This is a genomic window from Moorena sp. SIO3H5 (genome assembly GCF_010692395.1).
In the GTDB taxonomy this organism is placed as follows: Bacteria; Cyanobacteriota; Cyanobacteriia; order Cyanobacteriales; family Coleofasciculaceae; genus Moorena.
The window spans coordinates 1-11,211 of the sequence record NZ_JAAHHS010000255.1 but is presented as its reverse complement, the minus strand read 5'-3'; the positions used below and the strand labels follow the sequence as shown (position 1 = coordinate 11,211).

10 protein-coding genes are annotated in these 11,211 nt (G+C 42.7%); 3 read left to right on the top strand and 7 right to left on the bottom strand.

What is annotated here, in order from left to right; all coding sequences use genetic code 11:
- The first annotated feature begins 454 nt into the window (after positions 1-454).
- The 3 genes from F6K52_RS23885 (at position 455) to F6K52_RS23875 (ending at position 1,743) form a co-directional block, all read left to right on the top strand.
- Positions 455-838, top strand: a complete 384-nt coding sequence (locus F6K52_RS23885; protein WP_293083726.1) for an Mth938-like domain-containing protein — start codon at positions 455-457, stop codon at positions 836-838.
- 69 nt (positions 839-907) lie between these two features.
- The gene (locus tag F6K52_RS23880) at positions 908-1,030 is read left to right on the top strand and encodes a hypothetical protein (protein WP_293083724.1); all 123 of its coding nucleotides are present in this window, start codon (positions 908-910) and stop codon (positions 1,028-1,030) included.
- A 98-nt stretch (positions 1,031-1,128) separates the two neighbouring features.
- Positions 1,129-1,743 (top strand): CP12 domain-containing protein, encoded by a 615-nt coding sequence (locus tag F6K52_RS23875; protein ID WP_293083722.1) that lies wholly within the window; start codon positions 1,129-1,131, stop codon positions 1,741-1,743.
- 371 nt (positions 1,744-2,114) lie between these two features.
- Here the strand turns inward: F6K52_RS23875 and F6K52_RS23870 are convergent, their stop codons facing one another.
- The 7 genes from F6K52_RS23870 to F6K52_RS23840 all read right to left on the bottom strand — a co-directional run bounded on the left by F6K52_RS23870 (position 2,115) and on the right by F6K52_RS23840 (position 10,995).
- The gene (locus tag F6K52_RS23870; RefSeq protein WP_293083720.1) at positions 2,115-2,690 is read right to left on the bottom strand and encodes a Uma2 family endonuclease; all 576 of its coding nucleotides are present in this window, start codon (positions 2,688-2,690) and stop codon (positions 2,115-2,117) included.
- Positions 2,691-2,980: 290 nt separating this feature from the next.
- A complete protein-coding gene (locus F6K52_RS23865) occupies positions 2,981-3,883 on the bottom strand; it encodes an ROK family protein (RefSeq protein WP_293083717.1) in 903 nt (300 codons plus the stop codon).
- 193 nt (positions 3,884-4,076) lie between these two features.
- Positions 4,077-4,961 carry an ABC transporter permease gene (locus F6K52_RS23860; protein ID WP_293083714.1) on the bottom strand — a complete coding sequence of 295 codons (885 nt, stop codon included), beginning with the start codon at positions 4,959-4,961 and terminating at the stop codon, positions 4,077-4,079.
- 122 nt (positions 4,962-5,083) lie between these two features.
- Positions 5,084-6,475: a thioredoxin-disulfide reductase gene (trxB, locus tag F6K52_RS23855; RefSeq protein WP_293083711.1), complete on the bottom strand. Its 1,392-nt coding sequence runs from the start codon at positions 6,473-6,475 to the stop codon at positions 5,084-5,086.
- 153 nt (positions 6,476-6,628) lie between these two features.
- Positions 6,629-7,768: a carboxynorspermidine decarboxylase gene (nspC, locus tag F6K52_RS23850; protein WP_293083708.1), complete on the bottom strand. Its 1,140-nt coding sequence runs from the start codon at positions 7,766-7,768 to the stop codon at positions 6,629-6,631.
- A gap of 8 nt (positions 7,769-7,776) precedes the next feature.
- Positions 7,777-8,976 carry a saccharopine dehydrogenase family protein gene (locus F6K52_RS23845; RefSeq protein ID WP_293083705.1) on the bottom strand — a complete coding sequence of 400 codons (1,200 nt, stop codon included), beginning with the start codon at positions 8,974-8,976 and terminating at the stop codon, positions 7,777-7,779.
- A gap of 834 nt (positions 8,977-9,810) precedes the next feature.
- Positions 9,811-10,995: a hypothetical protein gene (locus F6K52_RS23840; protein WP_293083703.1), complete on the bottom strand. Its 1,185-nt coding sequence runs from the start codon at positions 10,993-10,995 to the stop codon at positions 9,811-9,813.
- Positions 10,996-11,211: the final 216 nt, after the last annotated feature.

The window sequence follows — 11,211 nt, the reverse complement described above, 5'->3', positions numbered from 1 at the left end:
ATCCGGAACTGAAGGCGTTTTGTGATTGCTTGCTGGAAGAATATAGAATTAAGAATGGAGAATGGAGAATGGAGAATGGAGAATTAAGAATTCTTCATTCAAAGGTGCATCAAGGCCATGAAAGTACCTAACCCTCCCCACACTCCCGATTCCCGATTCCCAAATTTTTGGTACTTTGACAACGTAGTTGTTGTTTATTTAAGCAGTTATATAAATCCAAAGTTTTGTAATCATCTCATCCCTAGCTCACCAAATAACTAAGAATAACGCCTATAATGTAAGTATGATGAGTTAGAAAGTAAATCGGTAATTTGATGGTAACTTTTTAGAAAACTACCGTTAAATAAACTGTATTAGTGTATTGCTGCTATAACCAAACAAGAATAGAAGCGATAGGTTACAGCAGTAGGGAGTAGGGGTAAGAGTTTGGGAAGTTACGAGATGGGCAATAGTTATGAACAAATCTCCGACAAGCCTAATTAGTCATATCTCTTGGGGTCGTATGGAAGTAACCAATAACGGTGAAACTTATCAATTTAAAGATTGTAAAGTATGGCCGGGAGGTGCTAAGGAATGGGATTGGAGACTTACCGGTACTCGCCATCAGCCCGGTATTCAACCCGCCGATATCGAAGAAATTTTGGCACAGGGTATAGAGTTTATCGTTTTGTCCCGTGGTATGCAACTAATGCTACAAACCTGTCCGGAAACTGAGCAATTGCTCCGTCAAAGCGGAATTGAGTATTATATCGGCCATACTAAACTAGCTGTAGACCTATTCAACAGTTTGATGGAACAAGGTAAAAAAGTCGGAGGTATATTTCACTCCACTTGTTAACTTGTTATCAGCTTGAGCAAGGATGGAAAAAATTAAATTATCAACAGTATAATTAGCGGGGTATTCGGGATGTCATATACTAAAGGTAACAGGAAACAGCGCTGCATCGCTGCATCGCTGCTCCCTGCTCCCTGCTCCCTGCTCCCTATTTCAACAGTTAATTTTAGTTTTGTCCGACTACTAAGTAAGTAAAAAAACTTTGCTACAAAGCAATTTTATCCTAGATAAGCTATTATTTAGATGTAGCAAGTATAAAGATAATTGTTACTACTGTTTTTAGAGGTGGCATCATGATGAAAGCAGCAGATATTATGACCACAAACGTAATCACTATTGGTGGTTCCGCAACAGTAGCTGAAGCCGTGAATTTGATGAAAGAACAAGGCCTAATTTGTCTGATAGTTGAGCGTCGCTACGAACAAGATGCTTATGGCATTGTCACGGCAACCGATATTGTTAACAAGGTGGCTGCTTATGGTAAAGATCCCAAAAAGGTAAGGGTTTATGAGGTGATGACTAAACCTTGCATTACCGTTAATCCTGATCTTGGTGTAGAGTATGTAGCGCGGTTGTTTGCTAATACAGGGATTCGCTGTGCTCCAATCATTCAAGAGAAATTAATTGGCATTATTTCCACCACCGATATTCTCATCAAAAGTGATTTTGTAGAAAATCCTCAAGAAGTTATTTTTGAAGAACAAATTGAGAAATATATAGAAAGTGCTCGCGCTATTTGTGCTGAAAAAGGAATAAAATCCGAGGAATGCGCTGTGGCGTGGGATATTGTGGAAGAAATGCAAGCTGAAGCAGCTTATCAGCGCAATCAAAAACCGGCTAAAACAGCGTTTGAAAAGTATCTTGAGCAGTTTCCAGATGCAGTAGAAGCCAAAATGTTTGACCTTTAAGCAATTGAAAGGTTTGGGCTCTTCCGTACTTGTTATACTAAATAAACACTTTGCCAAAGGGAGCAGGGAGCAGGGAGCAGGGAGCAGGGAGCAGGAGGAAGGGGCAGTATTCATAAAAATTTATTCTTAAATAGCCTCATAAGCCTTACACAGTAAGCTTTTTGGTTTTTTATAACTATAGATTTAGCATAGTAGGTACTGAAGAACCTAAAAAATTTATAGCGTTTCTAGGACTCATGAGGTACACAGAATTGTTTGACTATTGGCTCTTGCCTCTTGCCTCTTGCCTCTTCTCTGCTCCCTGCTCCCTGCTCCCTGCTCCCTAAAACCCAGATATTTGTACCTCACAAGTCGTAGAATTGCTATATAGTTTAGGATTTAGAATCAAATCTAACTCCGCGATAGAGTGCTTCTACACTTACATAAAAGTTGACACTTTCGAGGGTAAACGTATCCCCTTTTTCATAGGGATAAAGCACCCAAAACCCTTGCTGATTACGCCTAAAACACTCTACTGCTATTGCCTCTGACTGGATTAGAACATACTCCTGCAAGGTTTTTAGCTTTCGGTATTTGGCAAACTTACTGCCCCGGTCATATGCCTCTGTAGAGGGTGAGAGCACTTCTACAATCAGACAGGGGTACTGAATAAACTGGTTAGACTCTTGATCTCTGGAATCACAAGTTACTACTACATCTGGATAGTGGTAGGAACGAACTGAAGATATTTTTACCTTCACATCTACCATATAAACCTCACAGCTACTGTCTTGTAGGTGAGTATTTAGATCACTAGCCAAATTTAAAGCAATCCGGTTGTGGGGTTTCGAGCCTCCGGTCATGGCGAAGACTTCCCCATCGCTATACTCGTAACGAATCTCCTGAGTCGGTTCCCACTCCAGGTATTCTTCCGGAGTCATCCGGTGAAGCTGTGGATTAGCAATCATAGTTTTTTAGAATCAATAGGGTATGGGGAGACCTGGTGGTGCGTTACGGGGCGATGCTGTTGGCGAAACATTTCTTAACACGCTGAAAGCCTTGATATTCCGTTTAATGATCGAAAAACATTTTATAGTTTTGTAACCTAATCAACGGCAGAATCAGTGTTTTGGATGTTAACTTATATTTCGCCAGCAGCATCCGGGGCGGCCTATTCTAATACTGGCGCTCGAAGTGGAAAATTAGGGCAAGCCCGCCCCTAACACACCCTACATTCTAAATTCTAAATTCTTAATTCTTAATTCTTAATTCTACTTTTCACATATTTTTGCCAAGCCAATCGTGCTGCTCCTACCCTTCCAGCTCGATTCCCTAATTCTGCTTTAAGTAACTCTAAACCAGTACGGGAGGAAGGCAAAACTCGTTGCTCTATTTCTGCTAGAGTTGTTGGCAAGAAAAATTCGGCACTAGCACTGATGCCACCACCAATAATAATCGCTTCTGGTGTCAGTGGATAAATAAAACTAGTTAGCCCAATCCCTAATAAGCGTCCGTAATCTGCCCAAAATTCTAAAGCTTCCTGGTTTCCTTCTTGGGCTAATTTACCCAGTTCTGCTGGTTCTTTGCCACTGGTGCGTCGGATTGCCCTAATGCAAAGGTATTGCTCTAGAGAACCGCGATTACCACTATTACACTCGGGACCCTCGGGATATAGATTAATTAACCCCAACTCCCCAGCAGACCCGAGATGACCTGTGAAGAGTTGACCATCGAAAATGATTGCCCCTCCTACCCCTGTGCCTAGGGTGAGTAGAATCAAATTCCGAAACCGACGACCAGCCCCTAACCAAGCTTCTCCTAAACCAGCACAGTTAGCATCATTAGCAAGAATTGTGGGATAACCGACTTTGGCTTCTAACTCATCGGCTAGGGGAACATCGTGCCAATCGGTTAGGTTAATGGCAACCTTAGCAATTCTACCAGCAACATCAGCAGGGCCAGGCAATCCCAGGCCGATACCAATTACGTCTTCGCTGGTATCGAGACGAGATATTGCTGCTACTATTGCTTCGATCACCGCTGTTGGTGTTGCAGGTTGGGGTGTATCTACTGTTAGAGACTCCAATTCGGTTCCATCTTCACGGAAGCGTCCCAACTTAATCGCAGTGCCACCTAAATCAATGCCTATGGCTTGAGTCATTCGTCCTTAGTCTTCATCCTGAGTCATTTGTCCTTAGCCATTTTAAGGCAAAAGGCAAAAGGCAAAAGGCAAAAGGGTTTTATAGCGCTACGCTTAGCGTCAGAAGTCAGAAGTCAGAAGTCAGAAGTCAGCTAGACTAACGTTTAGGAGTTTAGGAATGTCCTAATCTAAATCAGTAGTGCTATATATATTTTCAACCTTTCTGACGGAATCGGGGATTAATCAACTCGCTTAATCCTTCTCCTACTAAGGACAATCCTACCACCATCAGTGTCATGGCTAAACCAGGGAAGAGCGCTGTCCACCAAATGCCAGTGGGTAAGGCATCGAGGGCTTGACGTAAGTCATGACCCCACTCTGGGGTTTGTTCTGGCAATCCTAATCCTAAAAATCCCAGTCCTCCCAAGATTAAAATCGCATCAGCGGCATTGAGGGTAAATAGAACTGGTACACTTTGAATCACATTCAGAAATAGATAGCGCGATAATATCCGACCAGGGGAAGCCCCCAGGGCTTGAGCGGCTTCGATGAACAATTCAGTTTTGACGCTAGTGGTGTGATTCCGGACTACTCGATAGTATTGGGGGACATAGGAAATACTTAATGCGATCGCAGCATTAAAGACTCCTCTACCGACTACAAAGGCCAAAGTCACCGATAGCAGTAGTCCTGGCAAGGTATAGATCGTATCCATTAAAAACAGTAATACCCGATCGAGTCTGCCACCGAGATAACCACTGATTAAACCCAAAGGGACACCAATGATCAGGCTGAGGGTGGTGGCGAGAACGACTACTTTTAGAGCAGCTTGAGAGCCAAACCAGGTGCGAGAGAAGACATCATAACCCTGGCGAGAGGTACCAAACCAGTGATTCCAGCTCGGTGGTTCATGAATGGGATTACTGAGGGACTGAGTAGGGTCTTGTAGCCATCCCCAAGCTTGAAAGGTGGGAGCGAAAATGGCTACTACGATAAAGCACCCAGTAATCACTAGTCCCGCTACCATTAGTTTGATGGATAGACTAGGCCCTCTAGTAAAAGACAAAAAGCTGGGGAATGATTGTTTGGTTGAGGTCATCCTTCATCCTTGATACTGATAGCATTTATCATACTGATGAGGTAAACAATCTTGTGAACCTTTTGCCTTTTGCCTTTTGCCTTTTGCCTTTTGCCTTTTGCCTTTTGCCTTTTGCCTATCCCTTAAACAGTAGTGGGTAAATACCGTTCAATGGCTTGACGATACTCACTCTTTTGCTTAATTCCTTTAAATTCCGCTAGGAACTCTTTGTCCTTAAATAACTGTACGGTAGGTGTTCCCACCACTTGAGCATTTTCAGCTATGTCTCTGTCTTGGTCAATATCGATCTCGACAAAGTGAATTTTGCCATTATACTCATCTACTACTTTATCCAGCATGGGCTTGAGAACCTTACAAGGCCCACAATTCGGAGAAATATACTTGACCATGATTATGCGATCGCTTTCATGGAATAGTTTACGCAAGGCATAGCCACCCAGATGGCGTGTTTCCTTGATATCAAAGGTTTCCGCCGTCTCAGCTACTACTTTTTCTTCAGTGTCTTCAGGGTTTTCAGCCGTTGGCTGTTCTGATGCCGGTTGTTGATGATACTCATGAATTAGGTTCTGGGCAGATAGCCAGCGTTCTGCTAACATAGCCCCCATACAACCTGTCCCAGCCGCAGTGATGGCTTGACGGAACTCATGGTCTTGGACATCACCAACAGCATAGACTCCGTCTACACTGGTTTCCACCGAACCGGATTTAGTGACAATGTAACCCACCTGATCTAACTCCAGTTGTCCTCTAAACAAGGATGTGTTAGGAGTGTGACCAATAGCGTAAAACATCCCGCGAACTGAAATATCCTTTTCCTGACCAGTTTCTGTATCCTGGACTCTTACGCCAGTCATCGAACCATTGTCTCCAAACACATCCACTGGCTGAGTATTCCAGTGAATAGTAATTTTGGGATTATTCAACACCCGGTCTTGCATGGTTTTACTAGCTCGCATCTCATGCCGACGTACTAGCAGATGCACATGGGAACCATACTTGGTCAAATATACAGCTTCCTCTGCCGCTGAGTCACCACCCCCGACTACCGCCACTTCCTTACCACTGAAAAGGGGAGATGCACCATCACAGATGGCACAAGCTGAGATACCATTACTCCAGTACTGAGCTTCGCTGGGTAAATGCAACCGTTTCGCTGTTGCCCCGGTAGCAATCACAATACTATGGGTTTTTACTTCCCGTTCCTCAGAGCGGACAGTAAAAGGACGCTGACTTAAGTCTACAAAGATCACATCTTCGGTATAGCATTCAGTGCCCCAGCGTTCTGCTTGAGCCTTCATCCGTTCCATTAATTGAGGTCCGGTGATTCCCTCTGGGAAGCCAGGGAAGTTTTCTACTTCTGTGGTCGTCATCAGCTGTCCGCCAGGGATTCCCCCAGCTTGAAAGCCTTCAAACATTAAGGGTTTCAGGTTAGCTCGTGCTGCATAAATCGCTGCTGTGTAACCTGCAGGACCAGAACCGATGATCACAAGATTTTCTACAGGGGAGTTGGACATAAACACAAACTCATAACGACTACGTTTTTTCTAAGGATACCATATGTCACAAAGCGATGCAGTGGCCTCACGGGGGTTTTCCCCACTCGCGCTTGGGATCAAGACATTAAAATTTTGAATAGGGATAGTGGTTACAACTAGTGATTTTAGCGCCTAAGATAATCGATTTTTGTAATCTTCGTAGTCAAATTCTCTGACCAGGTTAAAGCTACCATCGGGATGGATAATTCCAATCCCTGGATGTTTTACTCCATTAAACATGGAAGTCTTCACCATCGTATAGTGAATCATATCTTCAAAGAGAATCGTATCACCAATCTGCAACGGCGTTTCAAAGTAATAATCTCCCATTCCCATAAAGTCTCCCGCAAGGCAGGTAAGACCTCCCATCCGGTATGTGGGCTCTTTTTCTTTCGGATCTCTTGCACCTCTAATTCGAGGTTTATAAGGCATCTCCAAACAATCAGGCATATGAGCTGTAAATGATACGTCAAGCATCGCAATCATAGGACCCGAAGTTTCAATCAGATCGAGAACTGTGGCACGGAGCAACCCAGTTTCCCATGCCACCGCAGAACCAGGCTCCATGTAAATATCCAAGTGAGGATAGCGGGCTTTGAAGCTAGTGATCACTTGGATCAAGTGTTCGATGTCATAGCTTTTAGAGGTGATCAGATGTCCTCCCCCTAAATTAAGCCACTTGATATGGGGAAGGTGATGCCCAAAGAGCATTTCAATCTGCTCCAAAGTACGTGCTAAAGCCTGTGAGTTGCTTTCACATAAATTGTGGCAATGCAATCCTTCAATGCCTTCGGGTAACTGATCACCTAATATTTCAGCGCGTATTCCCAAACGAGACAGGGGAGACGAGGGATTATAGATTTCCTGTTCTACAGGAGAATACTCTGGATTAATTCGTAGACCTGGTGATATCTGGGCGAAGATAGTTTGTTCTTTAAATTGTTGCCATTGGCGGAGAGAGTTAAAAGAAATATGGGTTGCCTTTTTAATCAGTTCTTGGAATTCATTTTTATGGTAAACAGGAGAATAAAGATGGAGCTCTCCCCCAAATTCTTCTCGCCCTAGTATTGCTTCAAACAGAGAGCTGGCGGTAGTACCTTGTAAGTATTTTTTGACAATCGGAAAGGCACTGAACATGGCAAACCCCTTCAGAGCAAGAATGATAGTAATCCCTGCTCTTTTCTGAACCGAGTCGATTAGCTCAAGATTCTGAATCAGCTTTTCGGACTCAAGCACATAGCAGGGGGAAGGGATTGTGGAATAATCAGTCATCTGACTTACTAATCTGAAAACTCTTGTGAGTTGTTAATTGACTCATGCCACTCCAACCCATAGGTTCCAAGCTTTTCCAAAAAAGGATCCGGGTCAAGTTGTTCGACATTAAAAACTCCCTCACCTTTCCATGTGCCAGTGACGACCAGCAAAGCACCAAGCATTGCCGGTACTCCTGTAGTATAGCTGACTGCTTGTGCCCCTACTTCTTCATAAGCTTTTGCGTGGTCACAGTTATTGTATATATAGTATGTTCTTGGTTTTCCGTCTTTTACCCCTTGAATATGGCACCCAATGGAAGTCTTGCCTTGATAATTTTCACCCAGTGAGGATGGCGCAGGTAGGACAGCTTTAAGGAATTGCAAGGGGACAATCTGATGCCCTTCATACTCAATGGGCTCAATACTGGTTAATCCCACGTTCTGGAGGACTCGAAGGTGTGTCAGATAACTTTCTGAGAAAGTCATCCAGAAGCGAGCCCGTTTAATGGTAGGAATGTGCTTGACGAGGGATTCAAGCTCTTCGTGATACAAGAGGTATGACTCCCTCTCTCCAATCTCAGGATAATTGATTGGGCGATGCACTGAGAACGGATCAACTTCTACCCAGGTGGAGTTTTCATAGTATCGTCCTTTTTGGGTAATTTCTCTGATGTTAATCTCAGGATTAAAATTGGTGGCAAAGGGACGACCGTGATCCCCTGCGTTGCAATCGACGATATCGAGGTAATGAATCTGATCGAAGTAGTGCTTTAGGGCATAGGCTGTAAATATCCCTGTTACTCCAGGATCGAATCCGCATCCCAGTACAGCCATAATCCCAGCTTGTTTGTACCGTTCATGGTAGTTCCATTGCCATTTATATTCAAATTTTGCTTGATCAGGAGGTTCGTAGTTAGCAGTATCGAGATAATTCACTCCTGTTTCCAGACATGCGTCCATAATCGGCAGGTCCTGATACGGCAAAGCCACATTGATAACGATGTCAGGCTGAAAATCCTTAATGAGTGCAACCATTTCACTCACTTTGTCCGCATCAATTTGAACCGTTGTTAAGGATGGATGAGCAATAGATTTAGCGATCGCATCACATTTTTCCTTCGTTCTGCTCCCTAGGAGAATCTCCGAGAATACCTCTTGTACTTGAGCGCACTTTTGGGCAACCACATTGCCAACTCCACCTGCGCCAATAATAATAACTTTTGCCATAACTGTACTTCAATAATCAATCCAGATCGGTTCTATTACAAGCCTTTTAAAAGTGTCTTTTTTTGGTTTTGGTTTGGCACAGAAGCTTAAAATACTTAAATTTTATTAAGGCCAAAATCATCATAAACAAAGTCTGATCCCCAGCGGTGTCTTGTTAACCTGACGGGTTAAACACCCTCCTGGTTAGCCTTACTCGCTCTAGGTAAAAATAGAGGATCTATTGCACATTATTAGGGATGGAGCACGGTCTTGTTGTCACCCCCTGAGCTTGTTAATTCATCCTCAAGCTACCTCCAAAGCACTCTGCTATTATTCTATACTTAAATATTTTATACCAATCCCCCGGCTACAAATAGTATCTACTATCGACGACAGTATCTCTCAAAACAAGGTGGTATAAGGTTTGGGTTAGTTTCTTTCATCTCTGGCCAAAGAGGCGATCGCCTTGAGGTCTAGTTATTACTAGATCAAGCTTTGGGCGCAAAACGCCTAAATAGTTTGTTTAAGTCCCGTTAATTGTTAGGTAACGTTAACTTAACTGCCAAAGGTTATATTTAGTTTAAATGCTGAATATTATATCAGGGGGTTACAAGCGCTCTTTAAAATCTTACAGGGGTTAGGTTTTAGGGGTTAGGTGTTAGGTCAAATTGCCCTTGCGGGATGGATTTATTAAAACTATCATTGATAATTTTTGTAAAAATTGCTTCAATAGAGAGCAATACAAATAACTCCGATGCGCTCATTTTACCCAACACCTAAAACCTAAAACCTAAAACCTATCTAGGTTTGAGCTTTGTTGTCACCCCCTGAGGAATATTATACAATCTTCATTGCTCAAAACAGAGGTAAATTAAAACTCATCCCTGTACCAAATACTGTCCCATCAAAATTAATTCTGGAGTTGGAGGAAGAACCAAAGCTTTGTCCACCATACAGATAAATTTGACTATTGCTAGAAATATTATAACTGACACGACCAACTAACTGATGATAGTCATCATCCCGTTCTCTTTCGGTATAATCAGATAAAGCAAGTTGGTAACTAAGAGCTGCTTTAAATCGGGGGTAAGGGTAATAGGCTAAAGATGCTCTGAAAACATTACTAATCTTAGAGCGTGTGTCTGGATCAGCAAAACGTAGGGTTAACTTATAGGACGTATTTAAGGCTAAGTGCTTTGCTAACCAATCCCGTCGGCTGAGTCTAAGATACAGAGAATTATAATGAGCGAAGCGATCGCCTCCCTCTTGCTTGAATAACTGTTGATTGCTCCATCCTAACTCCCCATAGGTTCTTTTTAATAGCTTCTGACGAACTCCCAGGTTAACTTTCAGTTGATTATAATCAAGTTGGCTTCTATCGCCATAACGCACCAGATTACCACTTACCGACGTTATTAGCTTAGTGTCAGGTCCGAGGGATGGTACAGCTAATAGGGTTACTCCTGGTCTCAACAAACCATCATCAACTGGATCGACTCCAGCGAAAATATTATCGCTTCTGAAATAACTGACTCTACCCTGTAAATATACTGTAGGTTTACGCGGAGTCGGTGGTTTTTCTTGGAGCCGCAAACGCAGCACCCCCAGTTCCGGGTCTCCATCATTAGCGTTGGAATCTGAGTTTGAACTATTATCTCCAGAAGCAGGTTTAGCTTGAGATGTCTGTGACCTGTCAACTACCTTAGTTGAGCTAGAACCCGATGAGCGCTCACTAACAACAAAGGAAGATAGTACTTCTCCACTACTCCCGATTTTAACTTTATATAAATTAGGAGTACAATGCTGTTTTACCTGATCAGTATTACTTTGGTTTTCTGTACCACTAAAAACTAAACTGACTGCTGGCTGATGGGAAATACTGTCTATGGGGTGACATCCAGACCAAGCTGGTTTACTGATGGTCAGTGTAATTAAGAAAATCAGATGTCCCAAAATAGCTAAATAGGGAGTTTTTATCTGGTGCTGGTAAACCTGAACATCCTCAGAGTCATCGTGATTTTTTTTATTTGTTAAAATCATATTTAATTGAAAATTAATAATTAACTTAGTAAAATTTTATTGAAAATAATAAGTATTAATAAAAAAAATATAGCGTTTTTAGTACTCATGAGGTGAACAGTATTTTTTCCCTGCTCCCGTCTTGATGCAGTCGCTCATGGGGGAAACCACGGCAGTTGCTCATGGTTAGAAGTTACCGTAAGACAGTTGAGCCTTGTCTTGATGCAGTCGCTCATG